Genomic DNA, 26,724 nt, shown 5'->3' with positions numbered 1-26,724 from the left:
CGCCTACTCTACTTTTTGCAGGAAACCATGTGGCATAGTTTAATCGAGATCTATACCAAAATCTAAATTAATCGCTTGGCGTTCCACCAAGGCACTTTTCACAGTTTGCTGACGGGTACGGTGATGAGTTTCCATCGCACACAACTGCCGTGTCAGATCACTCAAAAAATAACTGTCCAGTTTGCGCCCTTGTTCATCTACCGTATCACGCGCCCATAAATTAAAATTTTGCTTGGTTAAAATCAGTTCATTTTGGGCACGGGTCAAAGCCACGTACAATACTCGACGTTCTTCTTCAATATCATCAAAACTGCCCTGCGCCCGTGCATGTGGATACTGACCTGCAGTCACATTCGCCACATAACAGACTTTTTGCTCAGTCCCTTTGGCAGAGTGAATGGTGATTAAAGTGACCACATCGGTATCAGACTGGCGTTCAATTTCAGAAATAGACACAGGATCGAGCACATATTCTTCTAAAAACTCACTTAACTGCGCATGCTTACCCGCCAGTTGTTGCACCAACTGAAAATCACCCTGACGACGATTCCAGTCTTTTTTATAGTTATCTGCCAATTGTTCCTGAATAGCTTCAATGCCTAAACCGACGCAAGCTGCAACTTCATGTCGTAAGACATCCATTTGCTTCATGATCAATAAAGTTTTTTCTGGCAAGCGTCCAAATTTTTCCAGCTTTTCAATCACCTGATCCATTGTCGGTTCAAGCAACAATTGCTGTGCCAACTTACTCGCACCGACATCGCCCACGCCATTCCATAAAGTGAGAAAACGCATCCACGCAATATCATCTAAAGGATTGGCAATAACGCGCAATAAACTAAGCAAGTCTTTTACATGCGCAGTTTCCAAGAGCTTCATGCCGCCAATAAAACGATACGGCACACTTGCCGCAATACAGGCAGCTTCAATATGTCGCGCTGCAAAACTCGAACGCACCAAGACCATGTGATCTGACCACGGCGCGCCTTGCAAGAAATGTCGCTCTTTAATATCAATCGCAATCCATTTGGCTTCATCAAATTCATTCGGGAAAATATGCATTTTGGGTTTGATGCCATCACCACGATGCGCCTGCAACCGTTTGTTATAGCGAATCTCACTTTGATCTAACAACCAATTGGACAGGTCTAAAATTTCCTGCGTAGAACGGTAATTTTGCTCTAATTTGAAAATTTGAGCATTGGGTACGCGCTCTGTGAAATGATGAATATTTTCAAAATCTGCACCACGGAAACCATAAATCGATTGTGCATCATCGCCCACACAAAACAAACTGACCCGATCTTTTAAAGGCTCAAGCAAAGCCCATTGCAAAGGATTGGTGTCCTGCATTTCATCGACCAGAAGATGCTGACAAATTGACGCGACATAATCGACCAGACCTTCCGACTGCGCCAATGCCGATGACACCACAGCCAAAATATCGTCATAATCGAGAAAGCCACGTGCACGTTTACGGCTTTCGTATTCCTGCATAATTTCAGCAATTTGATCTTTTAATGCCAAATATTCAGGCTGTTGCTTTTCTAAAGCCACACTCAGTTTTTGACGGGTATTCCGCGCAAAAGAATACAAATCACATAATTCTTGAGGCTTAGGCAACTGACTTGGATTTTTCTTATCATCTTTTCCGCGAATGAGGCGAAACATCATCAACTGATCATCACGATCAATAATAGAAAATTGTTCCAAGCCAAAAGCTTTAGGAATACGTCGTAACAAGTACATACAAAAAGTATGAAAGGTCGAAGCACGTAAGCCTTTGGCTTGCTCGCCCAGTGCCAACTCCACCCGTGCGACAATTTCACTCGCCGCACGGCGGGTAAAGGTCAAAATTTGAATTTGATTGGCTGGAATACCTTGATCAATCAAGTACGCTGCACGTGCCACAATGGTTTTGGTTTTGCCACAGCCTGCGCCAGCCAAGACCAGACTATGTTGATATGCTGTCGTGGCTGCTTGTTTTTGCTGGGGATTCAATTCATCAATTAGGCTGGCTAAACTCATAGTGACTCATCGTACTGGGTGGATGAATAGTTTAACAGATCGGTTTAGGAATAAACCCATGAATATAAATGGCTCGGTTCATGCCTAAACACATACTTTTACACAAGCTCTATTGTAGAGATGTGGATAAGTACATGCTTATCCACATTATTTCCAGCCCAATTCTATGGCAGTAATTTCGTTAATACGTGTCTGTTGTAGAGATTCAGGCATTTTACTTTTGCTTTGCGAAAGTGGCACATAACCCGCCATCAGTTCAGCCTGTCGTTGTGGGTACAATGGTTGCTGATTTGGGTCTGCATAACCAATCGGATAAATCGGTTGACCTGTGCTCAAATCATATTTATCTGTGGCACCAAAGGTATGCAGTAATTCATGCACCATCACCATGGTATTGCGCTCACTGTGTGCAGCAGAAGCAAATAAATTCACCGAGCCAATTTTACCTTTTTGCAAAGCGGTGGAATGTTTCAAAATTTGAGTTTGACTCGGATCATAATAATTCAGGTACAGCGTCACGGTTGCCGTACCATCACTGCTTTGTCGTTGCTGCCAAGCGTAAAAACGGAACTTTAAACTCCAAAGTACAGTATTAAGTAGTGATGCCTGCTCAGGCACTTTTGGTGGCAACTCCTTTAATTCTCGCCCCTGTTTGAAATAAAGCGCAATGGGTTGCCCACGATACTGCAAAGAAGCTTGTTTTAGATAGTCTTGAGCAGAATTTAAATTATTGATATTTAACGTATTGATATAGTTTTGGGTATTTGATCGTCCATCGGCATTGATTGGATGTAACAATACGATGATGGGCTTATTCCAGTCTTGATTCTGATCACGCCATGCATTGACTGCAACAACCAGTAAAACCAGCAATAAGCATAAAATTCGGATTTTTTTCCACATACTTTAAATATCTTTAGGCAATCACTTTACCAAGTTTAATCTTATTATCTTTAAACTCGACCCAGCCACCCGCAATTGCTAAAACTGCTTCCTCAAGAGAAGAGAATCCGTAAGGAACAATATCGAGCTCTGGATCCAAGCGCTTGATCGCATCAACTACTGAAGCAATACTTACCCAGTTATTTGCATGTGATACCTGTTTCAAAGCTTCTTGCGTCAATTTGATAATGGTCTTAAAAGTTCTTTTTCTTACCAACAATTGACTTCTAACTTCTTTAATTTCAAATAATTCTAACGATTTAATTAAGCCTGAAAATGTAGCTCTTTTATAATTTCTCGAATCAAAATCAGGCTTAACAACATTAATGTATTGATGAACAACCAAAAGGTTTGCCCAACCATGATCATCAGCTTTATCACGTATTGTTTTTAAAATTAGTGCAAGCACATCCTTATCAATTGTAATTTGACCTTGTGTCACCTGCTCATTTGTATTTTCTTTTAAATCTACAGTTTCACCATTGGTGAGGTTTTTCACATCAATGAAACGATCACAAGCGTTTACAAAAGATATTGGTGTTGTACCCTTACCAAAACCATGAACAAAAAGCCCTTTCTCTCGAATTTTCAAAGCAAGGGGAGTAAAGTCACTATCACTAGAAACTAAGCAGAAACCATCAAATATTCCCGAATACAATAGCTCCATAGCATCAATAACCATTGCAATATCAGTCGCATTTTTTGAAACCGTATAAGCATATTGTTGTACAGGTGTCATGCCACATTTAAGTGATATTTCATACCAGCCCTTTAGTGTTGGGTTGCTCCAATCACCATAAACTCGTTTGACACTTGCTATACCTGATTTGGCGATCTCTTCTAATACAACTTCAACATTCACCATGGATGTATTATCAGCATCAATTAATACTGCTATTTTCTTTGGATTAAGATTCACAAAACCTCTCTGTTTTTTATTTTTCACATTTCAAATTATATGATTTAAAAAAATGCTGACCGAAGCCAGCATTTTTATTTTGGGTGATTAAGCCTCAACCCATTTACCATCTTGGTAAACCAATGACCATTTGGTTTGTTTGCCTTCAGGCGTTTCCGAACCAATATATTGCGCTTGATTCTTACGGCTGAATTTCACTAATGTTGGATTACCCTCTGGGTCTGCATCAGGTGCTTGCAAAATAAATTGATATTTTGGATCAAGCTGTTCTGCAACAGTACGCAATTCCGCGACTTTCGGCGCACGGGTTTCACGTACTTTCGGGAACTTACTGGCTGCCAAAAACAAGCCTGCTGCACCATCACGCAACACAAAGAAATCATCGTGTTTGGTTGAGCGTAAATGTTCCATTTTAATTGGATCAACACGCGGTGGCGCAGGCTGACCATTCTTGAGTACTTTACGTGTGTTTTCACAACTGGTGCAGGCAAAATAAGGGCCAAAGCGACCTGTTTTCAACTGCATTTCGCCATCACACTTGTCGCACGGAATGGTTGGGCCATCATAGCCTTTAATTTTGAACTCGCCTTCTTCTAGCTCGAAACCTGCACAGTCTGGGTTATTCCCGCAAATATGCAGTTTACGACCACCATCAATCACGTAACTATCCATAGCCGTTTCGCAAATTGGGCAGCGTTTTTTAGACATCAAATCTGCAGTTTCAGCGGCATCATCATCCGACAATGCGGCAAGCGACTCGACAGGAGTCAGGTTCAAAGTTCCCTTGCAACGTTCTTTTGGTGGCAAGTTATAGCCTGAACATCCCAAGAAAACCCCTGTTGTACCTGTACGAATCTGCATTGGACGTGAACATTCTTTACAATGCACGGCATCAACTTCTACAGGGAGATTACGGCGCATGCCTTGTTCGCCCTGTGCATTGGTCAAACGCTGTTTGAAGTCACCATAAAAACTGTTGAGTAAGTCTTTCCAGTCACGTTCACCATCTGCAACCTTATCTAGCTGACCTTCCAAGTCTGCTGTAAAGTCGTAGTTCATCAGATTATTAAAACTTTCATCCAGGCGGTCTGTAACAATCTCGCCCATTTTTTCGGCATAAAGACGACGGTTTTCTAGTCTGACATAACCACGGTCTTGAATGGTCGAAATAATCGCAGCATAGGTCGATGGACGTCCAATACCTTTTTTCTCAAGCTCTTTCACCAAAGAGGCTTCGGTAAAACGCGCAGGCGGTTTGGTAAAGTGTTGTGATGGATCAAGCTTCTCTAATTTAAGAATTTCACCGACTTTAACTGCAGGCAGTAACACATCATCATCCGATTTGTTTTGCCCACGCACTTTGGTAAAGCCATCAAAAACTAGCGTACGACCTTTGGCTTTTAACTCGACACCATTGGCATCAACCAAAATGGTCGATGATAAATATTCGGCTGGTGTCATTTGGCAAGCGACGAACTGACGCCAAATCAGATCATATAAACGCTGTGCATCGCGCTCTACACCCACCAAACTGTCGCCTTTAAGCGCAACATTAGATGGACGAATCGCTTCGTGCGCTTCTTGTGCGCCTGCTTTATTGCCATAACGATTTGGTTTAGCAGGCAGATATTTTTGACCAAACTCCGCTTCAATATGCGTACGCACCATATTGACCGCGTCATCACTCAGGAAGGTCGAGTCTGTACGCATATAGGTGATAAAACCTGCCTCATACAAACGCTGTGCTAGCATCATGGTTTTCTTGACTGAAAAACCAAGACGGGTACTCGCAGCCTGTTGCAGCGTTGACGTGATATACGGCGCACTTGGGTTGACTTTGGTCGGCTTATCTTCACGTGCAGATACGGTGTATTGCGCATCTTTAATCAAGTTCAGTAAAGCATCGGTTTCAGCTTTGTTGCGTAACTTGAGGGTTTTACCCGCTTGCTTAACCGCTTCTAGACGAATGTCATCTTTTTCAGATTTAGTATCTGCAAAGACTTGCCAATATTCTTCGGGTACAAAGGCGCGAATTTCACGCTCGCGCTCCACAACCAGCTTCACCGCAACTGACTGCACTCGTCCTGCCGATAAACCACGGGCAATTTTTTCCCAGAGCAGTGGCGAAATCATAAAACCCACCACGCGATCTAAGAAACGACGTGCCTGTTGGGCATTGACTTTGTTGGTATCTAAACGCGCAGGATGCTTAAAGGCTTCTTGAATCGCATTTTTGGTAATTTCGTTAAACACCACACGTTGATAACGTGAGTCATCTCCACCAATGACTTCTTTTAAGTGCCACGCAATCGCTTCCCCTTCACGGTCCAAGTCCGTTGCGAGATAGACTTCATCGACCTGCGATGCCAGTTTTTTTAATTCAGCGACTACATTTTCTTTGCCTGGCAGCACTTCATAGTGTGCTTTCCAGTCATGTTCAGGATCAACCCCCATACGGTTGACTAATGCTTGTTGAGCTTTTTCAGCTTTCTGAGCCTCGGTCAGTTTGGTTCGGGTGGTGGTTTTCTTTTCTGTGGTTTTTGCGCCACCACTGGTTGGCAAATCACGCACGTGACCGACCGAAGACTTCACAATGTAGTCCGAACCAAGATATTTATTGATTGTTTTCGCTTTTGCAGGCGACTCCACAATCACTAAGGCACGTTTGTGACCAGCTTCAGATTTGGCTGCAGTGCTTTTGGATGTGGACCGAGGAGCGTTCGCCATAAGTAACCGTATTTCCTATTTAATGGTTTAAAAATTAACGTTCAGCCAAGCTATGTAAAAAGGCTTTCATCTCATCTAATTGAGTTGCGCGAAGATCGGCTTCTTCATCCCAATAGATTCCTACACAGTTTGCCTGCATATCAATAGCATAAATACCCTTTAATGCAATGGGTAAGTCTTGGAATTTATCATCACCATGTAGCAGCTCTAGCTTTTGATCTTTCACCAAAGCACGCATTAATGGTAGACGTGCATCGGCAATGAGTACGCTGTAATACGCCACCATACTGGCACGTGATTCCGTAGCTTTCGGAATTTTTGTCCAATCAGGTGCAACCACCAAACGAGAGTGTAGTCCCATTTTTCGGGCTTTTTCACGCATCAATCCTAAAGCTTTTTCTCTTGGGCTGACACGCAGACCAAAAATAGAGCCCATCACAAATATAATGATGGCAACGGCAACCCAAATTCCAGTATTTTCCATAGTACAACCTTTCTATTCTTATATTAGAGTTGCATAAGCACAATATAAAACGCAAGATTAAAATAAGCTGTGATTTATTTATTTCAAGTGTTTTAGTCTATCTGCCTACAAACAGCTTAAAATCGTCTTACGTGAAAAGGCATCATTTTCAAAACTTTAAATGGTTGATAAATGATGACTTAAATCAGTCGTATCGATAAAAAACTATCTTGCAGATGGGTTTTAAATCGACTCATGCCATTAATCGAAAAATTCTAAAACTTAGCTTAAAAACATCTCATGACTATATAGCACTTCATGTCCATTCCAATAAATATAGCCTTTTTCAATCAGTTCTTTGAGCAATAAACGAATATCAGACTTTGGAAACAACCGCTCTAGTAAATCACGCAATTCATAAATATCTTTCGGTTTTTCACCTTTTAGCTCACGTAACTTTTTGGCAACTTCCCATTGCACAGGGTCAATTTGGCTAAAGTTTTTAAATAAACTGTGCTGAGGATGTACCTCTGCGGCTTCAGTTTGCGCCACGATTGTAGAAGTGACTGTCGCCTCTTGCGTAGATTCTTCCACAGCATCCAAGTCAAGTTGAACCCACTGCTTCAGTACTTTTTTACGAAAGCTAATTTGCTCATCCACCCGCTTTACAATTTTCAGGTTCATCAACATACCAACCACATGCTGCACTTTGTCGGCCTCAAGTTGCAAAATATTGGCAATCGAGTTTTTTAAAGCCTCTACGTTAGTTGGCTTGCCTGACATTTTTGCCAACGCATCACAATACTTTTTTACCAACAGCAATTCAGGTTTGTTGCGAATTGCCATTGGGCTTGGTAAACGATTTTTGCTTTTCCCAGACTGCATTTCAGGCTGAATATGAATCAGGTGACAGGCAATTTCAGATGCTTGCAACATTTCCATTAAAATCTGAATACTATCAGCCGCAGAAATCACTTCAACTTGTGTTTCTGGCTCTAGCAGTGCCATCAGTTGCCCCACCACCACCGCATATTCAAACTCTTTAAACTCTGCGCGCGGGCTGTCTAAAATCATAAGCTGACCGGTACTGATCCAGCCAGCCAACTCAGTTAAATCCTGCAAGTTATATTCAAATTTTCCTGCACAATTAAACAGATACACACTCGGATGATGCTCAATAATTTCTCGCAACAAAGTCGCGGTAGGCTGGTTGTTTTCAAGGTCAAGTAACACAACTTTAAAGGACATAAACTTTAGCGGACACAATAGGGTTTAAAAGATTCAGGCACAGCAGCCGAGCATTACAGCGGGAAGTACAGCAAAGGTCAAATTAAAATCAGCACGGAAACCAATACCGTTGATTAAGTACGATTGATTAATAGTGTGGTGGGCGATTGGTCATCGGGTCAAATGGTGCAATCCCATCCGACAAATCTGCCGACTCTACCCGCTGATATAACAACTGCATTTGTTTCTTTAAATCAGCAATTTCCAGACTTTGATGAACCACTTGTTCATTCAATTGCTCAACTAAATCGTCCAAAAATGCAATTCGCACTTGCAAATCTTCAATGGGTGCGGAAAATGACGCCTGATCATCTATACTTTGTTTAGTCATTTCAAATCCTCATTTGAGATTTTTTAGGAAACACTATGGCCTATATTACTTTAAGGGATGTCCAACTTGCATTTGGTGGACCTGCCTTGCTCGACGGCGCGAATTTTAACCTAGAACGTGGCGAACGAGTGTGTTTGATTGGCCGTAATGGAGAAGGTAAGTCTACTCTACTTAAACTGATTGAAGGAAGTTTACTGCCCGATGCAGGTGAAGTGTCTATTCAAAATGGCATCACCATTGCCATGTTGGCGCAAGATGTGCCCATGGATTCAGGCAAAGTCGCCGATATTGTTGCTGATGGTGCAGGCGAAGCTGCTGCAGTATTAAAAGCCTATCACGAAGCCAGTGATGCCTGTGTATTGGGCGATATGGATGCCTGTGACCGTATGGGGAACTTGCAACACAAGCTAGATCAGCTAGATGGCTGGGCACTGGAAAATAAGGTCAGTGCCATTTTAAGTAAAATGGGACTTGATCCAAATGCCGACTTGGCCGATTTATCGGGTGGACGTAAACGTCGTGTGTTGTTGGCACGTGCCCTACTCACCCAACCTGACGTATTGTTGCTAGATGAGCCGACCAACCACTTAGATGTGGAAAGTATTGAATGGCTAGAAAAATTTTTACTCGATCAAAATAATTTAACTCTACTGTTTATTTCGCATGACCGTGCTTTTGTCGATAGTATCGCCACCCGCATTGTCGAGTTAGATCGTGGTGTATTACGCAGCTACGAAGGCAACTATTCGCGTTATTTAGATTTAAAAGCGCAGCAACTTGAAGCTGAAGAAAAACAAAATGCGCTGTTTGATAAAAAACTGGCCGAAGAAGAAGCATGGATTCGTCAAGGCATTAAAGCACGTCGTACACGTAACGAAGGACGTGTGCGTGCCTTAAAAGCCTTACGTGAAGAGTCCAAAGCGCGTCGCTTCCAACAAGGCAAAGTCAATATGGCAGCGCAGGAAGCCAATCGCTCAGGTAAACTGGTCTTTGATATTGAACATTTACAAGTGGCCTTTGGCAATCAAGCTCCAATTATCAAAGAATTTTCAACATTGGTATTACGTGGCGACCGTATTGGTTTAGTTGGTGATAACGGTGTCGGTAAAACCACTCTGATTAAAGCCATTTTAGGTGAAATTGAGCATGGCGGCTCTGTCAAAACAGGAACACAACTGGAAATTGCCTATTTTGACCAATTGCGTAACGTCTTGGATTTGGAAAAGTCGGTCAAAGATAACGTGTCTGAAGGTTCAGATTTTGTTGATGTGAACGGACAACGTCGTCATATCTATAGTTATTTACAAGACTTTTTATTCTCACCAGAACGTGCGCGCACGCCTGTTAAAGCCTTGTCTGGCGGTGAACGCAACCGTATTTTACTGGCAAAATTATTACTCAAACCATCTAACCTGATAGTGATGGATGAGCCGACCAACGACTTGGATATGGTCACTTTAGAATTGCTTGAGGAAATGCTCAGCGACTATAAAGGCACCTTATTGCTGATTTCACACGACCGTGCCTTTATGGACAACGTGGTGACTTCAACTTGGGTATTTGATGGCAAAGGCAATATTGATGAATATATTGGCGGCTATCAGGACTATTTGCAGCAACGCCCAGACCAAACTGTGGTTGATCAAAAAAGTGATGTTAAAAAAGCCGTTGCCAAAGCCGAAGCGGCTGCAGCAGCACCAACGGCTAAAAAAGTAAAATTGAGCTACAAAGATCAACGTGCTTTAGAGCAGTTGCCAGGTGAAATTGAAGCACTGGAACAGGAACAAACCGAATTGGCTGAAAAACTGGCGGATGGTTCTTGGTTTGTAACAGATGCCAATGCAGCCACCAAAGCCTCACAGCGTTTGGCTGAAATTGATGAAGAACTGCTGGAAAAACTGGAGCGTTGGGACGAACTGGAAAACTTGGCGAATGGTAACTAGGGTCTATTGACACTTCGTCTACGCTTGTCCTGAAAGACTTCGCAAAACCGTTTTAAGCATCTTTCCCATTGGACGGATGCTTTTAAATTTTAAAATCGGTTCGTGCTAAACTGCAACGATACAACACTTTACACGGTCATTATGAGTCAACACACTGAATATCAACCAGGCGAATTTCAATGGTCTTTCCTGTTGCCAAAATATTGGGGCATCTGGATTGGCATTGTCTGCCTGATGATTTTAGCCATTTTGCCGTGGGCGATTCAGTATCGTTTGGCGCAGCTTTTAGGCAATCTTGCCTTTAACAGCATGAAGTCACGTCGCGTAACTACGTTACGCAATTTGGAAGTGTGTTTTCCTGAATGGAGCGAGGCTGAAGTACATGAAAATGCTCGCCAAGTCTTTGTTGATCAAATGCTGGGCGTATTTGAAACCTTAAATGCATGGTACTGTCCACAGTGGTTTAAAGGACGCACTCAGGTTGAAGGTTTAGAACATATTCAGCAAGCCCAAGCAGATGGTCGCGGGGTTTTATTGTTAGGCACACATTCTACTCTGCTAGATGCAGGTGGCTATGTCTGTGCACAATATTTTGACCCCGATGTGGTCTATCGTCCACAAAACAATCCCTTACTGGACATGCTGATTTACCGTTGTCGCGCCACCATTTACGGTCATCAAATTGACCACGATGACATGCGTGGTTTAATCCGCCACTTAAAAAATGGTCGTGCCATTTGGTATAGCCCAGATCAGGACTTTGGTTTAAAACAAGGTGTTATGGCGCCATTTTTTGGCGTGCCTGCTGCGACAGTTACAGCGCATCGTCGTTTACTTAAAATGACCAAAGCCGCAGCAATTCCGTTATATTTTTACCGTACAGGTGAGCTTTCCAACCCTCAATATAAAGTCTTGATTGAACCTGAACTGCTGGATTTCCCAAGCGCAGATGAAGTTGCAGATGCAACGCGCACCAATTTCATTATTGAGCAGCAATTACGGATCGCTCCTACCCAATATATGTGGTTTCATCGTCGGTTTAAGAGCCGCCCCGAAGGTTATGACAGTATTTACTAATCTGTACGGCAGAAGGAAAGATTCATGAAAGTCATGCAGTTATTACCCGAATTAAACAGTGGCGGTGTAGAACGCGGTACGCTCGAAATCGCCCGAGCCTTGGTCGCTCAAGGACATACGTCATTGGTGGTGTCGAATGGCGGACGGATGGTTAACCAACTCGAAGCTGAAGGTTCCACTCATTTAAAGTTAGCCATCCACAAAAAATCATTATCAAGCTTGTGGCAAATCCGTCCTTTACGCCAACTGATTATGCAACATCAACCTGATATTGTGCATGTACGTTCCCGCGTACCTGCATGGCTAACTCATTTTTCCCTAAAAGGTATTCCAGCCGAAAAACGTCCACACTTAATTTCAACTGTACATGGTTTTTATTCAGTTAACCGTTACAGCCAAATTATGACCCAAGCGGAAAAAGTGATCGCAGTTTCTGACAGTGTAGTCAAATACATTCGTGATCATTATCAAAACTGTCCACCTGAAGATATTGTCCGTATTTATCGTGGAATTGACCCTGCTGCATTTCCGCACGGGTATCAACCTTCGGCACAATGGATGCAACAAACCTATCAAGATTTCCCAGAACTTGAACATAAGTTTTTAATTTGTTTGCCGGGACGTATCACCCGCTTAAAAGGTCATGAAACATTGATTGATCTAATTGCGAAATTAAAAACCCAGTATCCACAGATTCATGCTGTTGTTGTAGGCGGTGCAGATGTTAAAAAAGCAGCTTATTTACAGGAACTGGAACGCAATATTCGGGATAAACATCTGACCGAAGCGATAACCTTTGTTGGACACCGTTCTGACATTCGCGAGTGGCTTGCGTTTAGCGATATTGTACTTTCACTTTCCAATCAGGCGGAAACCTTTGGACGCACTGCACTTGAGGCTTTATCTGTAGGAACACCTGTGATTGGCTGGAACCGTGGTGGTGTGGCTGAAATTTTGTCACAACTGTATCCGCAAGGGCTCATCGCAGCAGATGACCAAGTGGCTTTATTCAATGCAGTGCAATTGCATCTGGAAATACCGCACAGTGTCACCCCTGTTGAATTGTTCAGCTTGGCAGATATGTGTCATCAAACCTTAGATTTATATCAGCAAGTTTTGCAGTCAAAACACACCTAAAGCCTTAAAACTGAATCGAGCTGATTGAAATTTAATTTGTTTAAAAACAATGAGAATGAAAAAATAAGCCCTAAAAAATCATCGCCCGAGTTCTACATCCTGTAAAACTCGGGCTCATGAGGTTGTGCTTTCAAAACTTATTGTTATTTTATTGTATGGCGTTCCTTACCTACATCATATCCTTGATGTTTATCCCTCAGCGTCGTCTTCCTTAATGGGATATTCCGTTCCCGAGTCCTTGTGCTGATGAATTAATCTTAACCAGATCAGTCAGAATAAACCATGCGTCATGTGCCTAAATCCGTGTAAGCCATTTCGTACACTTTTCGTTTAATTTCTAAACCGATTTATCCTGTGCTTTATACGGTTGTGCAATTTCATCGGTCACCAGTTTTTCTTCTTGCTCTGCTTTTTCAATCCCATCCTGAATCGCCTGTTGTGCTTCCTGCTCATCGGCATCGGTTTGCGGCAGTTCTTCCTGAATTCGATCAAACACCCGCCCAGTTTGCAATACCACATACACAGGAAAATGATCTGAACCAATATGTGCTAAACGCTGCATATCTACCAATGCAAAATCTGTACTATGAAATACATGGTCTAATGACCAACGCAGTAAAGGATAATCGGCATGAAAGGTATTGATATAGTGCCGCCCTACGCGCGGGTCGAGCAAGCCACTGATTCTTTGAAACAAGCGCGTAGTCCGCGACCACGCCACATCGTTTAAATCACCCATTACGATACAGCTTTCATCTAAATCTTTGATTTGATCTCCTACAATCAACAATTCGGCATCTCTTAAAACTGAATCTTTGGCTTCGGTAGGACTTGGTGGTTTAGGATGCAAACAATACAACTGTACAGGCTGCCCCGAAGGCAAAATCACACTGGTATGAATGGATGGAATTTCATCGCTGAGAATAAATTTGATCTCACTGTCTTTTAATGGCAAACGGCTATACAAATGCATGCCATATAAATTATCTAAAGGTGCAGCGACCCGATAAGGATAATCGGCTTCAATCACAGACAAGGCTTTCTGCCAAGCCAAATCAGATTCTAGGGTCAACACCAAATCTGGTTTTAAGGCTTGAATATGTTCAATTAAAAGATGATATTTTTGATTTGGTGTCAGAACATTGGACACGATTAATGAAATTTGTTTTTCAGGATTTAGCTGTTCTGGACGAACTTGTTTGACCTGTTTTTTCCACAGCAAGGTGTAGGGCAAGACCATTTTTAACTGATAAGCCAAAGCTGCAATCAGCCCAATTAAAATCACTTGGCTAGACACATCCCACGTCTGCTCCCAAATCAGTAGCAAAACAAAGGCAATGATGCCCAAAACCAAGATCTGTAAACGTGGAAAATCTGCGCCCCGAATCCACCATTCATCACGCGGAATCAGTGACCAAAAACTTAACCAAATGACTAATATTGCAAGCCCTTCTACCCAAATCATCTTGCTTTACTCTTTTGTATTTTTTGTCGTTTTTACATGAAAACCAAAGTTATCAATTTTGTATGTAACACAAACAAGAGATTTCACTCAATAATACTCATGTTTTGTTCATGTAATGCTTGCAGTTGCGTCCCCTTTTGATAGACTTATATTCCTTTATTGTTTTTTAACGCACCGAGGCAAAGTGACATGAAAGTAGGTCTGGTCGGTTGGCGCGGGATGGTGGGTTCCGTCCTTATGCAACGTATGGTTCAAGAAAATGATTTTGCTCATTTTGAGCCATTCTATTTCTCTACCAGTAATGCTGGCGGTGAAGCACCAGCGTTTGGTGGTAAGACTGCCCCAGCACTTATGGATGCAACAGATATTGAAAGTCTGAAGCAAATGGATGTCATTATTACCTGTCAAGGTGGTGATTACACTTCTGCCGTTTTCCCGAAGCTTAAAGCTGAAGGTTGGAATGGTTACTGGATTGATGCTGCATCTACCCTGCGTATGGATGATGAAGCGATTATCGTACTTGATCCAGTCAACATGAATGTCATTAAAGATGGCTTGGTGAATGGCACCAAAACATTTGTGGGCGGTAACTGTACTGTTTCACTCATGTTGATGGGCTTGGGTTCATTATTCCAAAACAATTTGGTGGAATGGGCAACTTCAATGACCTATCAAGCAGCTTCTGGTGCAGGTGCGCAAAACATGCGTGAGCTGATCACAGGCATGGGCTACTTGTATAACAACACCAAAGACTTGTTGGATGACCCACGTTCACCAATTTTAGACATCGACTCTAAAATTGCCGAATTACAACGCGGCGAAGGTTTCCCATCGGCAAACTTTGGTGTGCCTTTAGCGGGTTCTCTCATTCCATATATCGACAAACAGCTTGAAAGCGGTCAGTCAAAAGAAGAATGGAAAGGTCAGGTTGAAACCAACAAGATTTTAGGCAATCAGCAGATTGTTCCTATTGATGGTCACTGTGTACGTATTGGTGCAATGCGTTGTCACTCTCAGGCAATCACATTGAAGCTGAAAAAAGACGTTCCATTGAACGAAATTGAAGATATGATTCGTCAATCAAGCCAATGGGCAAAAGTGGTACCAAATACACGCGAAGCATCAATGACCGATCTTACCCCAGTTGCAGTTACAGGGACTTTAACAGTACCTGTTGGTCGTTTACGCAAAATGAACATGGGTAAAGAGTACCTTGGTGCATTCACTGTAGGTGACCAATTACTTTGGGGTGCAGCAGAGCCATTACGTCGCATGTTACGCATCTTAATTGATTACAAAAATGCTTAAGCCTCGTCTTGAGCACTGAATCATTTTGGATTCTGTGATCAAACTCAACAAGCCAGTCAAATTTGACTGGCTTTTTTATGTAATCAACGTGTTAATATTTTACAATCGACATACAACTCGCTACTCTATCCTTTTCGCCTTGCGATAAATGACCGAGCTAACAATTAAGATGACTGTATATAACAAATTAAAGATCGCCATTTTATCTATTTTGGCTTCACAGCAAATGTATGCAATGAATGTTGACCCGATTCAAATTCAGTCAACAACTGGGGAATTGCTCTATGCCGAAATCAACTTTCGTCAATCGAATGTGAATGAAGCGATTGATGTCAGTTTAGCTACGGCAGAAGATCTGATGTCGATTGGTGCGAGTCACCGTCCGCCTGGTCATCTTAACTTTTTTACACGTCGTAACAGCAATGGTACAGGGGTTATCACCATTACCTCATCTCGACCTCTAACCGAGTCTGAGTTGAATATTGTGGTCAAAATTAAAGAAGGTAATGCAACTCGCCTGCAACATATTCGTACACCATTAAAACGCAGTGCACCTGCGCCATTGGCCGCTATGCAACGCAGTAATGAACAAGCTTTAATGCCTGTTATGATTGTCAATGAGCAAGATATTGCTTTAAATTTACCTGTAAGTACGGCCTATCAGGTTGAAACACCCAAAGCAATTGAACAACAGGCTTTTGAAGCACCGCTAACCATTAAACGCAATACACCGCCTGCGTTAAACCATCAAGCAGTAACAGTGATTCAAACTGCGCCAAGCCGTAGCGCAGCGAGTGAAAATACGACTGTTGCTGCTCCAAAAGCAGCGCCAGCAAAAACAAATAACAACCCAACACCGACAGCATCTACAGCGACTACGTCAGTCACTGCACAACAATCGGCTGATCCATTGGTACAAAAATTTGCTGAACAGCAACGCACGAAGCAACTGGCACAAACTCAGCCTGCTGCTGCCGTGAAAAAGCCTGCACAAACAGCGGCTGCACAGGCTAAACCAAGCCCTGCCACAGCCATGCCTGCAGTCAATACCCAACACGTGGTGCAATCGAATGAATCATTATGGGCAATTGCCTCACGCATTGCGGGTGAAAATAACCGCCCTGTTGCTGAAGTGATGCAGCAAATTAAAGCCAATAATGAGCATGCTTTTATTCAAGGCGATGCCAATCGTTTGCGTCGTGGTGCGACCTTAAATTTACATGCACAAGCTAACTCTAAAACAGAGAAAAAAGCCGCAATTCCAAAACCAGAAACGGCCAGTGCACCACAATCAGGCAAAGCCAAATATCGTTTAAATCAAGCAGAAATGAGCCTCGTGGCAGAGAATCAACAGGACTCCACCCACGGTTCTGCCAAGAAGAACACACAATCCACACAAACTTCGGGTGACTTGTCATTAAAAGTTATGACATCCCGTGAGAAAACCGTTAAATTACAGAGAAACGTAACAGAATTAGAATTGGCATTACGTCAGAAGGATCACAGAATTCAATTACTCAACGCGCGCCTTGCTGAACTGCAACAACAATTGCAAAAACAACAAGCCGCAAATAAGCCAAAACACTAAATGTTACACACAATGATTTTTTTGGGATAAGGTCAAACAGGGACCACATCCTCAAGGGGTATAAACATGCTGATTTATGTGATTCCGTTTATTTTATTACTGGTGATCGCAATTTTCTTGAAAAAGCGTGAAGCAAGTAAAGAAGCCGAACCAAGCAACAAGAAAACAGCAGCGCCAGCCAAAACCAGTGGCAAGAAAACCACAACTACCAAAAAAGTTGCCCAGAAATCGGTGGTGGTTGAAGAGGTTGTTCCAACTCCACAACACTCTACCCCTGTACCTGTTAAAATTCAGACAAATATTGAAAATCTGATTAAGGAACGCAATTTCTTTGCTGCGGAAGCACAGATCAACCAGGCCTTAAAACGTGATAATTCTTTACACGGTCTGTATTTATTCTTGCTCGACATTCATTTACAGCAAAAAGATGAGTTTGCGATTGATCAATTACTCAATCATATACGCGCTTTGGGCCTTGATGATATTTTGGTTCAAGCAGAAGCTCAAAAACAAGTATTTGATGAGCAAAACAACAAAGCAATTGATGGGATTGATTTTCAACCAACGACTCCAGCGGATTTAGAATCGGCTCCTGTTGAACAAAAATCAACTGCTGATTTTGATGCCCTCATACAATCAAAAGATGATATCTCTTCTGATAGCTCTTCTTTTGACCAGTTACAGCACGAACTAACTTCAAATAAAACAGCAGCACCTGAAGCAGCTTTAGAATTTGATACCTCATCGTTAAATTTCAGCCCTGCTGCTGCACCTGTAGAAAAAGCAGCTGAGCCTGAAGTAAAAGCAGAACCTGCTGCTTTAGACTTTAATTTTTCTGTAGATACTGCACCAGCAACAGAGAAAACTGAAACACCCGCAATTACTCCTGAGCCAAGTACAAGTGCTACAGAAGCAGCCCAACCGCTTGAGTTTTCTTTTGATTTAGAACCGAATAAAACTGAAATAGTAGCATCTGAAACACCAGCAAATGCACCTGCTACAACTGAAGCCCCAAGTTTAGACTTTGACTTTTCAACAACAGAAACCCCTGCGACTGTTGAAGCAAAAACTGAACCTGCAACACCTGATTTTAATTTCACATTTGACAATACGCCTGCTGCGGAAACCAATCTTCAACCTACAACTGAACCAGAAATCATTGCTGCACCAAGTATTGCACTTGAACCTGCTGCAACCGTTGTCAGCACAGATGTTGATCTGAATGATCCATTGGTGAAATCATTCCCAGACTTATCTCAAGTGGATGAAATTCAGTTGAACTTAGACTTAGCGAGCCAATATGTAGAGTTGGGCGCTTATGATGCTGCGAAAGCTTTACTTAGCGAACAAGGCGCAAATTATTCTGCTGAACAACGCCAACGTGCCGATCAGTTACTGAATCAAATCGCTTCTTAATTCAAATCAGATTAAGATAAAGCAGTCATTCTTGGCTGCTTTTTTTATGATGAAAAAAATTGCGTTAATCTATATGGGCGGCACTTTTGGCTGTGTCGGTGAACCACTAAGCCCAATGCCTGCGGAGCAATTTCTGCCACGCTTGGCACAGGTCTTACCCCTAAATTTAGAGATTGAATGCTTTGTTGCCCCTGTCATTAAAGACAGTAGTGCCTGCACAGCCGCAGACTGGTTACAGCTCATTCAATATATTCAAAAATTACAACACGATGATTTTCAACATTTCGTTATTTTACATGGCACCGACACCCTCAGCTATGCCAGCGCAGTCTTGGCACGTTTTTTAGCGCAAAGTACCCATGTCATTCTCACGGGTAGCCAATATCCCTTACTCAATGCACAAGGCACAGATACCCGTGAATTTAGTGATGCCTTGGACAACCTAAATTTTGCTTTACAACAGATTCATCAAGTGACTCAGGGAGTATATCTGGCCTTCCATCAGCAACTGATTCATGCCGCAACGGCACTGAAACAACACACCACCGAGTTAAATGCATTTACAGGTCAGTCTGCTTTGGTTTACACGGAGAACAAATCGCAGAATGAGCCAGCATTCAACATTAGCACTCAACATATTGAAAAAGCCCAGCACTTTAACTGCCTGAACTGGATGTTACAGCCAATTGCCATTTCCGCTTTGGTCGATAATTTAAAAGCCTTACAGCAACAGCCACCACACTGCCTCATTTTACAGAGTTATGGTACAGGCAATATGGCCGTCAATGCCGAAGTGATTGAGTTAATTCAGGCCTTACAAGCTCAACAATGTGCCGTGATTCTCACCACCCAAGTCACTTTTGGTGGCATGCAACAACGCTATGCGATCAGCCAGTGGTTACAGGACAGTAAAATTTTAATCAGTGATTGCCAAAGTCACGCAGATCTTTATGCCAAAGCCTTAAAAATGTATTTACAATACGACAGCCTTGCACAGTGGTATGCGCATTGGCAGTCTTCAGTGTGATTTGAGGTGATTATGCAGCGTTTTGCAATCGGAATTGAGTTTTGTGGCATTCGGTATCGGGGTTGGCAAACCCAGCAAGCAGGCGTACCTAGTGTGCAGGAAACCATTGAAAAAGTTCTGAGCAAAATTGCCGATGAACCCATTATTTTACATGGTGCAGGACGTACCGATGCAGGCGTGCATGCAACCAATATGGTGGCACATTTTGATACGCATGCCATTCGCCCTGAACGCGGTTGGTTGATGGGTGCCAACAGCCAACTACCCAAAGACATTGCAATTCAATGGATTAAAACGATGGATATGGACTTCCATGCTCGTTTTAAGGCTCAGGCACGGCGTTATCGCTATGTCGTGTATAACAATCCACAACGCCCTGCCTTGCTGCACAAACAAGTCACTCACGCTTATTATCCCTTAGATGTCGATAAAATGATTGCGGCTGCGCAGAAATTTGAAGGGACACATAATTTTGAAAGCTTTCGTGCCGCAGCGTGTCAGTCCAATCAGCCTGTCCGTCGTGTCAGCCATTGCCGCTTAATTCGTCACGGCAATTATTTAGTGTTAGATATTCAAGCCGATGGTTTTTTGCATCACATGGTTCGCAATATCATGGGTTGTCTATTGGAGATTGGACAAGGTTTATATGACATTGCGCATATTGACCAAATTTTTGCAGCTCAAGACCGTAAAGCAGCAGGAATTACCGCCCCACCCGATGGCTTGTATTTTATTCAGGCACACTATCCTGAACAGTTTGATTTACCGAAAGTTCCCTTAGGGCCACATTGGTTAAATATGCCGGAATAATTTAATCCCTTCCGACCTCCCTTTTCCAAAGAGAGGAGCTCCATTTCGAGGCTTTAAAACGAAAGTCCCCCTTTGAAAAAGGGGGATTTAGGGGGATTCTGTTTAGGAAAGGTTTTAAATTTTCAAACTTAACGCTGCTTGCGCTTTCTATATTCCACTGGGGTTTCATTGGTCCAGCGTTTAAAGGCACGATAGAACGTACTTGGCTCTGAAAAACCCGTTAAGTACACAATCCGCTCCACGCTTTCATTGGTATTCGATAATAATCGTTTAGCCAAACGACATCGATAATCGGACAGAATTTGCTGAAAACTGGTATTGGCTTCGCTCAATTGGGTACGCAAACGGCGTGGCGTGATATTCAATTGCGCCGCTACTGTTTCCAATGTCGTTTCACCGCTTTCTAAAGTTGAACCAATGGCACGGCGTACTTCACCAACCAAGTCATAACGCGCCAGCTCCTGCAGCTTTTCCAATGCCAACTGTTCGTGTAATTGCAATAACTCAGGTTCTGCCTGCCATAGTGGATAATCCAAAATACTCGGATCAAAATACAAACGCGTTTCTTTCTGCCCCAAACTCACAGGACATTCAAAGACACGGAAATATTCATCATCTGCAGCACCATCACTAAAGTTAAAGTCAATATAAATAGGCTGAAAACGACCTTCGGTAATGAATTTAAAGAAGCGTAAAACACCCGACATGGCGCATTCAGAAAAATGACGATTGACGATATTTTCTGACCACGGCTGCACGCCATTGGTTAAATAGCAGCGTCCATCTTCCACCACCAATTTGGCATCAAAAGCATCACTAATCAGGCGTTGATAAGCCAAAGCACGTTTTAGGCCTTCACCAAAGTTTTCTGAAGAAATAAACAAATGTTCAATCACTTGCCCGCGATAAAGTGGCAAATGCTCCCCCAGATGTAAACCAATATCAGGGTCTTTACTGACTTCCTCAGCCGCAACCCAAAACGCATATTGTGCATTTAAAGGCGTACGCTCATTGGCTTCGACCTGATTTAAGGCCACACCTGCTTTTGTTAAAATATCTTCGGTTGGCAACCCCGCACGACGAATCGCTTGGTAGCCTAAACGCAATACAACCGATGCATCAGTTAGCTGACCCACGCAAAAACCTTCCTTGTATGTACTTCATTTATACTTAAAAAGATTGAAATTAGATTAACTGCGATTGACCGAACTGACAACCTACCCAAGCCCATTTTTACAGAAAAAGTATAAACCGATGATTCGCTTATTTTACTAACAGATGCGCTGTGTATAGGGTAAAGCATCTTGTTTTTTTCAGAAAAATTGCCTATAATTTGCGCCTTTCCAATTTGATACTCAGGTAGGCTATGGCCAATAAAGAGGAACTCATCGAGTTCGAAGGCGTTGTCACCGAAACGCTTCCTAATACTATGTTTCGTGTACGTTTAGAAAACGGTCATGAAGTGATTGCTCACATTTCTGGTAAAATGCGTAAACACTATATTCGTATTTTAACAGGCGACAGTGTGAAAGTTGAAATGACCCCTTACGACTTAACCAAGGGTCGCATCACTTACCGCGCACGCTAAGTTTTAGAGTAAGCTAAAGCCACTTTCGGAGTGGCTTTTTTACGTTCACTTAAAAAAATTCTGTTTAGCCTTTAATTCGTCCCCGCCGCTTATCGAATCACCACATTCTTTTCTTGCATTGCCTTCTACAATAAAGTTTTGAGCAAGGGAGAAAAAGCATGTTATTTCGATCCTGCGTTGCTTGTATAACAGGTCTTTTTGCGCTCAGTTTAGTGGCGTGTAGTAGTAATCCACCGCATTCCACTTTAAACCGCGATGCGTATTTACAGCAATTTATTGGTCAATCTAGCCAATATATCCTGACCCATTTGCAATTAAGCCAAATTGGCTATCAACAGCTTGGTACAGCTCAAGCTACCCCTCAATTGCTACATTACCGTATCATTCGTCCTGTACGTGTTCCGATCCCTATGGCGCAGCATCCCACTACAGGTATTGGTGCTGTTCCGTTAAATATCGGTATCCCGAGTCATGAAAGTTACGATGTTGCACTGACTTGTGATTTGTATTTTCGCCTACAGCAGGGTATTGCTACCGCAGTGTATGTTTCGGGACAACGCTGTTAAGTCTCCTAGCTAAAACACTCTGAAAGTACAAAACCAATAAAAAAACGCAGCCCGAAGACTGCGTTTAATGATTTGATTTTGAGCTGTAAGCGATAGGTTAAATCGCTTAAATTTTTAGTTGAGTGCCGTAACGACTGCTTGACCCATTTCAACAGTACCAACTTTATTCATGCCTTCAGACATAATATCGGCAGTACGTAAACCTTGATCTAATACATTGCCTACTGCATCTTCAATGGCTTTTGCTGCCGCTTCTTCGCGGAAGGTGTAACGTAACATCATTGCCACAGAAAGAATGGTTGCCAATGGGTTTGCCAAGTTTTGACCTGCGATATCTGGCGCTGAACCATGGCAAGGCTCATACATACCTTTGCCATTTTCGTCTAAAGATGCAGATGGCAACATACCAATAGAACCTGTCAACATCGCCGCTTCATCAGACAAGATGTCACCAAACAAGTTACCTGTCACCAATACGTCAAATTGTTTTGGCGCGCGTACCAATTGCATCGCTGCGTTATCGACATACATGTGCGACAAGTTGATTTCTGGGTACTGCTCTGCATGTAACTGAGTCACAGTTTGCTTCCACAATTCAGTCACTTCCAGTACGTTGGCTTTATCTACCGAACATACTTTACCACCACGCAATTTCGCCATTTCAAACGCTACTTTTGCAATGCGTTTGATTTCTGACTCAGCATATACGTCGGTGTTAAAACCTTGTTTTTCACCGTTTTCTAATTCACGAATACCACGTGGCTGACCGAAATAGATACCACCCGTCAATTCACGCACGATTAAGATATCTAAGCCCGATACAATTTCAGGTTTTAAGCTTGAAGCATCTGCCAATTGTGGATACAAAATTGCAGGACGTAAGTTCGCAAATAAATTGAGTTCTGAACGCAATTTTAACAAACCACGCTCTGGACGGATTGAGCGCTCAATGTTGTCCCATTTTGGACCACCAACTGCACCCAATAAAATTGCATCGGCTTTTTTCGCTTGCTCAGATGTCACTGCTGGGTACGGTTCGCCATGTGCATCAATTGCAGAACCACCCAATAAACCTTGTTCCCAAGTCAAACCCAAATTGAATTTTTCATTGACACGTGTCAGCACTTGTTCAGCAGCTTTCACAATTTCTGGACCAATGCCGTCACCAGCTAAAATCAAAATATGTTTTGACATGAGAGTTTCCATTGTTCATGACAGTCAAAGACTGTGGGATTAAATTTTTTGTTCTACAAACTCACCCAAGCCATTTAAGACATTGTAGGGTTTGCAAAAACGTCGAATGGTTTTGCTGTTTTGCACCAAATCTACACATAAAGGATCTGGCGCAGACACATTTAATAAGCTGCCTTTAGTACGACTTCGATCACGATACATTCTAAAGGTATATTTTTGCTTGGCATTAAACTTATGAATTACATGCAGTTTTTCTGCACGATCTTTAGAAATGGGATAAAAGCGAATCACCAATTCATGTTGTTTAGGCGGTACAGATAAATACAAGGCATTGGATTTATTTAAGGATGATTCCTGTAAACGCACTAAACCCTCCTGAATGGCAGCACGTGTAACACGATGTTTTTCTGCATCGACAATTGTGACCGTATTTAAACGCTCAAACTCACAATCATCTGTACCCGCACAGTAAATCAGTGCATTGGATTTGCTTTGTTCAGTTTCTTTCACCTGTTTAATGCGTGCTGTATTCCACGTTTGGCATGCGCTTAGCGTGGAGATACATAATCCAATGACAGCAAGCCGACCGAAAATTTTAGTCATTGTTCGCGCCCAACCTCACCTGTTAGATACAAAATATAAAAATTATTATGTGCCGATGTTAGCAAGAGTTAGGCAGCGATGCTATGACAAATTTCAGCGAATTTATGCCTGAATTTCGGCAAAAACCCATGGACGCGACTGCTTAGTTTTCTCTTCATAAGCACGAATGTCATCGGCTGCTTGTAATGTTAAGCCAATATCATCCAAACCATTCAATAAACAGTGCTTACGGAATGGATCTACTTCAAATTTAAATGCCGTACCGCTTGGTGTGCGTACTTCTTGCGCGTCTAAGTCGATGGTTAATTGATAGCCTTCAGTCGCCGCACACTCTTTAAATAATTGCTCGACCTGCTCTTCAGACAAGATCACAGGCAACATGCCGTTTTTAAAGCAGTTATTGAAGAAAATATCGGCAAAGCTTGGTGCAATAACGGTACGGAAACCATATTCATTCAATGCCCAAGGTGCGTGCTCACGGCTTGAACCACAACCAAAGTTGGCACGTGAAATTAAGATTGAAGCACCCTGATAACGCGGCTGATTCAATACAAACTCAGTATTAATCGGACGTTTTGAGTTGTCCTGACCCGGATAACCTTCATCTAAATAACGCAATTCATCAAATAAGTTATCGCCAAAACCTGTACGTTTGATAGATTTCAAAAACTGTTTTGGAATGATTAAGTCTGTATCGACATTGGCACGGTCTAATGGTGCAACGATACCTTGTTCAACGGTATATTTTTTCATGTTTAATTCTCACTGAATCCGTAACCTCTCCCTTGCCCTCTGCTATAGCGAGAGGGAACGCCATCTCTCTGAGAGAAGGCTGGGATGAAGGCATAACTTAGAATGAACGTACGTCTACAAAATGACCTGCGATTGCTGCCGCAGCTGCCATTGCTGGACTCACCAAATGGGTACGACCACCGTTACCTTGACGACCTTCAAAGTTACGGTTTGAAGTCGATGCACAGTGTTCACCCGGTTGCAATTTGTCTGCGTTCATTGCCAAGCACATTGAACAACCTGGTTCACGCCATTCAAAGCCTGCTTCTACAAACACTTTGTCTAAGCCTTCTTGTTCCGCTTGTTGCTTCACTAAACCAGAACCTGGAACCACCATCGCCTGTTTAATACTTGCTGCAACTTTACGACCTTTAATCACTTCAGCGGCTGCACGAATATCTTCAATACGCGAGTTGGTGCATGAGCCAATAAATACGCGGTCTAATTGAATATCTGCCAAAGACTGACCTGCAGTTAAGCCCATATATTGATAAGCACGCGTCCAGTCATTGCGCTGTACATCATCTTTCGCCTGCTCTAAAGTTGGTACGGCTTGTGATACTGGAATGACCATTTCAGGTGAAGTTCCCCAAGACACTTGCGGCTCAATTTCTTCGCCTTGTAATACCACTACGGTGTCAAAGTGCGCGCCTTCATCTGAGTGTAAAGTATTCCAGTAAGCAACTGCTGCATCCCATTGCTCGCCTTTTGGTGCATAGTTACGACCTTTCACGTATTCAATGGTTTTGTCATCCACAGCGACCATACCTACGCGCGCGCCTGCTTCAATCGCCATATTACATACTGTCATACGTCCTTCAATCGACATATCACGGAATACTTGACCACCAAACTCAATCGCGTGACCTGTACCGCCTGCAGTACCAATTTTACCAATGATCGCTAAAACGACATCTTTCGGTGTAACACCTTGACCTAATTTGCCATCTACACGCACTAGCATGTTTTTCATTTTCTTTTGAACTAAGCATTGGGTTGCTAATACGTGTTCAACTTCAGACGTCCCAATACCATGCGCTAAACACCCAAATGCACCGTGAGTCGCTGTATGTGAGTCACCACACACTACGGTCATACCTGGCAAAGTTAAGCCCTGCTCAGGCCCAACCACGTGCGCAATCCCCTGACGGATGTCGTTGATGTCAAACTGCACCACGTTAAAGGTTTTACAGTTGTCATCTAAAGTTTGTACCTGAATACGTGAGGTATCATCTTCAATACCTGCAATACCGTCTGCACGTTCTTTCTTAGACGTTGGTACGTTATGGTCAGGCGTTGCCACGTTGGCACTTAAACGCCACGGCTTACGTCCTGCAAGTTGCAAACCTTCAAAGGCTTGTGGAGAAGTCACTTCATGCAATAAATGACGGTCGATATACAATAAAGCCGAGCCATCATCACGTTGAGTGACCAAGTGATCATCCCACAATTTGTCGTACAAAGTTTTTGCAGCTGGATTTTGTGCTTGTTGGTTTTCGCCTGCCATGTCAGA

23 protein-coding genes and 1 pseudogene are annotated in these 26,724 nt (G+C 42.7%); 10 read left to right on the top strand and 14 right to left on the bottom strand.

From position 1 onward, the window contains the following. Nucleotides 1-39: 39 nt before the first annotated feature. From VF675_RS01755 to VF675_RS01720, 8 genes and pseudogenes are all read right to left on the bottom strand, one after another. On the bottom strand, nucleotides 40-2,028 hold the full coding sequence (locus VF675_RS01755; protein ID WP_440204656.1) for an ATP-dependent helicase: 1,989 nt from the start codon (nucleotides 2,026-2,028) through the stop codon (nucleotides 40-42). Between the two features lie 147 nt (nucleotides 2,029-2,175). Next, nucleotides 2,176-2,931, bottom strand: a complete 756-nt coding sequence (locus tag VF675_RS01750; RefSeq protein WP_004976133.1) for a hypothetical protein — start codon at nucleotides 2,929-2,931, stop codon at nucleotides 2,176-2,178. Between the two features lie 13 nt (nucleotides 2,932-2,944). Continuing rightward, on the bottom strand, nucleotides 2,945-3,151 hold the full coding sequence (locus VF675_RS01745; protein WP_338150046.1) for an OST-HTH/LOTUS domain-containing protein: 207 nt from the start codon (nucleotides 3,149-3,151) through the stop codon (nucleotides 2,945-2,947). A 24-nt stretch (nucleotides 3,152-3,175) separates the two neighbouring features. Then, nucleotides 3,176-3,889 (bottom strand): annotated as a pseudogene (locus tag VF675_RS01740) (NYN domain-containing protein); the annotation flags it as partial. An 87-nt stretch (nucleotides 3,890-3,976) separates the two neighbouring features. Continuing rightward, on the bottom strand, nucleotides 3,977-6,616 hold the full coding sequence (topA, locus tag VF675_RS01735) for a type I DNA topoisomerase (RefSeq protein ID WP_440204655.1): 2,640 nt from the start codon (nucleotides 6,614-6,616) through the stop codon (nucleotides 3,977-3,979). Between the two features lie 34 nt (nucleotides 6,617-6,650). Then, nucleotides 6,651-7,100 (bottom strand): ammonium transporter, encoded by a 450-nt coding sequence (locus tag VF675_RS01730; protein ID WP_440204654.1) that lies wholly within the window; start codon nucleotides 7,098-7,100, stop codon nucleotides 6,651-6,653. A gap of 261 nt (nucleotides 7,101-7,361) precedes the next feature. Further along, nucleotides 7,362-8,327, bottom strand: a complete 966-nt coding sequence (locus VF675_RS01725) for a hypothetical protein (protein WP_104853027.1) — start codon at nucleotides 8,325-8,327, stop codon at nucleotides 7,362-7,364. A gap of 127 nt (nucleotides 8,328-8,454) precedes the next feature. After that, entirely contained in the window at nucleotides 8,455-8,697 is a 243-nt protein-coding gene (locus VF675_RS01720; protein WP_004976120.1) for a SlyX family protein, read from the bottom strand. Nucleotides 8,698-8,732: 35 nt separating this feature from the next. Here VF675_RS01720 and VF675_RS01715 point away from each other — a divergent pair, with 35 nt between their 5' ends. From VF675_RS01715 to VF675_RS01705, 3 genes are all read left to right on the top strand, one after another. Continuing rightward, on the top strand, nucleotides 8,733-10,640 hold the full coding sequence (locus tag VF675_RS01715; RefSeq protein ID WP_440204653.1) for an ATP-binding cassette domain-containing protein: 1,908 nt from the start codon (nucleotides 8,733-8,735) through the stop codon (nucleotides 10,638-10,640). Between the two features lie 141 nt (nucleotides 10,641-10,781). Then, nucleotides 10,782-11,717: an LpxL/LpxP family acyltransferase gene (locus VF675_RS01710; protein ID WP_104853025.1), complete on the top strand. Its 936-nt coding sequence runs from the start codon at nucleotides 10,782-10,784 to the stop codon at nucleotides 11,715-11,717. A 24-nt stretch (nucleotides 11,718-11,741) separates the two neighbouring features. Continuing rightward, nucleotides 11,742-12,854, top strand: coding sequence for a glycosyltransferase (locus VF675_RS01705; RefSeq protein WP_440204652.1), 1,113 nt, complete (start codon nucleotides 11,742-11,744; stop codon nucleotides 12,852-12,854). A 337-nt stretch (nucleotides 12,855-13,191) separates the two neighbouring features. On the opposite strand, the gene VF675_RS01700 is transcribed toward VF675_RS01705, so the two are convergent. Then, the gene (locus tag VF675_RS01700) at nucleotides 13,192-14,319 is read right to left on the bottom strand and encodes an endonuclease/exonuclease/phosphatase family protein (protein ID WP_104853024.1); all 1,128 of its coding nucleotides are present in this window, start codon (nucleotides 14,317-14,319) and stop codon (nucleotides 13,192-13,194) included. Nucleotides 14,320-14,508: 189 nt separating this feature from the next. On the opposite strand from VF675_RS01700, the gene asd reads away from it, so the two are divergent. The 5 genes from asd to truA all read left to right on the top strand — a co-directional run bounded on the left by asd (nucleotide 14,509) and on the right by truA (nucleotide 20,468). After that, on the top strand, nucleotides 14,509-15,627 hold the full coding sequence (gene asd, locus VF675_RS01695) for an aspartate-semialdehyde dehydrogenase (protein WP_104853023.1): 1,119 nt from the start codon (nucleotides 14,509-14,511) through the stop codon (nucleotides 15,625-15,627). Nucleotides 15,628-15,796: 169 nt separating this feature from the next. Further along, nucleotides 15,797-17,215, top strand: a complete 1,419-nt coding sequence (locus VF675_RS01690) for a type IV pilus assembly protein FimV (RefSeq protein WP_440204651.1) — start codon at nucleotides 15,797-15,799, stop codon at nucleotides 17,213-17,215. A gap of 66 nt (nucleotides 17,216-17,281) precedes the next feature. After that, on the top strand, nucleotides 17,282-18,631 hold the full coding sequence (locus VF675_RS01685) for a fimbrial protein FimV (protein ID WP_278518463.1): 1,350 nt from the start codon (nucleotides 17,282-17,284) through the stop codon (nucleotides 18,629-18,631). Nucleotides 18,632-18,677: 46 nt separating this feature from the next. Next, nucleotides 18,678-19,658, top strand: coding sequence for an asparaginase (locus VF675_RS01680; protein ID WP_004976109.1), 981 nt, complete (start codon nucleotides 18,678-18,680; stop codon nucleotides 19,656-19,658). 12 nt (nucleotides 19,659-19,670) lie between these two features. After that, nucleotides 19,671-20,468 (top strand): tRNA pseudouridine(38-40) synthase TruA, encoded by a 798-nt coding sequence (truA, locus tag VF675_RS01675; protein ID WP_440204650.1) that lies wholly within the window; start codon nucleotides 19,671-19,673, stop codon nucleotides 20,466-20,468. A 128-nt stretch (nucleotides 20,469-20,596) separates the two neighbouring features. Here truA and VF675_RS01670 read toward each other — a convergent pair whose 3' ends face one another. Next, nucleotides 20,597-21,604, bottom strand: a complete 1,008-nt coding sequence (locus VF675_RS01670; RefSeq protein ID WP_004976104.1) for an AraC family transcriptional regulator — start codon at nucleotides 21,602-21,604, stop codon at nucleotides 20,597-20,599. A gap of 230 nt (nucleotides 21,605-21,834) precedes the next feature. Between VF675_RS01670 and infA the strand changes: the two genes are divergently transcribed. Both infA and VF675_RS01660 read left to right on the top strand, forming a co-directional pair. Next, nucleotides 21,835-22,056 (top strand): translation initiation factor IF-1, encoded by a 222-nt coding sequence (infA, locus tag VF675_RS01665; RefSeq protein WP_001284370.1) that lies wholly within the window; start codon nucleotides 21,835-21,837, stop codon nucleotides 22,054-22,056. A 158-nt stretch (nucleotides 22,057-22,214) separates the two neighbouring features. Next, the gene (locus VF675_RS01660) at nucleotides 22,215-22,622 is read left to right on the top strand and encodes a hypothetical protein (RefSeq protein ID WP_004976100.1); all 408 of its coding nucleotides are present in this window, start codon (nucleotides 22,215-22,217) and stop codon (nucleotides 22,620-22,622) included. 114 nt (nucleotides 22,623-22,736) lie between these two features. Here the strand turns inward: VF675_RS01660 and leuB are convergent, their stop codons facing one another. From leuB to leuC, 4 genes are all read right to left on the bottom strand, one after another. Further along, the gene (leuB, locus tag VF675_RS01655) at nucleotides 22,737-23,816 is read right to left on the bottom strand and encodes a 3-isopropylmalate dehydrogenase (RefSeq protein ID WP_004976098.1); all 1,080 of its coding nucleotides are present in this window, start codon (nucleotides 23,814-23,816) and stop codon (nucleotides 22,737-22,739) included. A gap of 39 nt (nucleotides 23,817-23,855) precedes the next feature. Further along, a complete protein-coding gene (locus VF675_RS01650; protein WP_440204649.1) occupies nucleotides 23,856-24,419 on the bottom strand; it encodes a hypothetical protein in 564 nt (187 codons plus the stop codon). A gap of 102 nt (nucleotides 24,420-24,521) precedes the next feature. After that, nucleotides 24,522-25,172 (bottom strand): 3-isopropylmalate dehydratase small subunit, encoded by a 651-nt coding sequence (gene leuD / locus VF675_RS01645; RefSeq protein WP_004976094.1) that lies wholly within the window; start codon nucleotides 25,170-25,172, stop codon nucleotides 24,522-24,524. 97 nt (nucleotides 25,173-25,269) lie between these two features. Next, nucleotides 25,270-26,718 (bottom strand): 3-isopropylmalate dehydratase large subunit, encoded by a 1,449-nt coding sequence (gene leuC / locus VF675_RS01640; protein WP_004976092.1) that lies wholly within the window; start codon nucleotides 26,716-26,718, stop codon nucleotides 25,270-25,272. Between the last annotated feature and the right edge of the window lie 6 nt (nucleotides 26,719-26,724).

This window comes from Acinetobacter sp. Lyrl_1, from assembly GCF_051948795.1.
Taxonomy (GTDB): domain Bacteria; phylum Pseudomonadota; class Gammaproteobacteria; order Pseudomonadales; family Moraxellaceae; genus Acinetobacter; species Acinetobacter towneri.
This window is presented reverse-complemented; position numbering and strand designations above follow the sequence as displayed.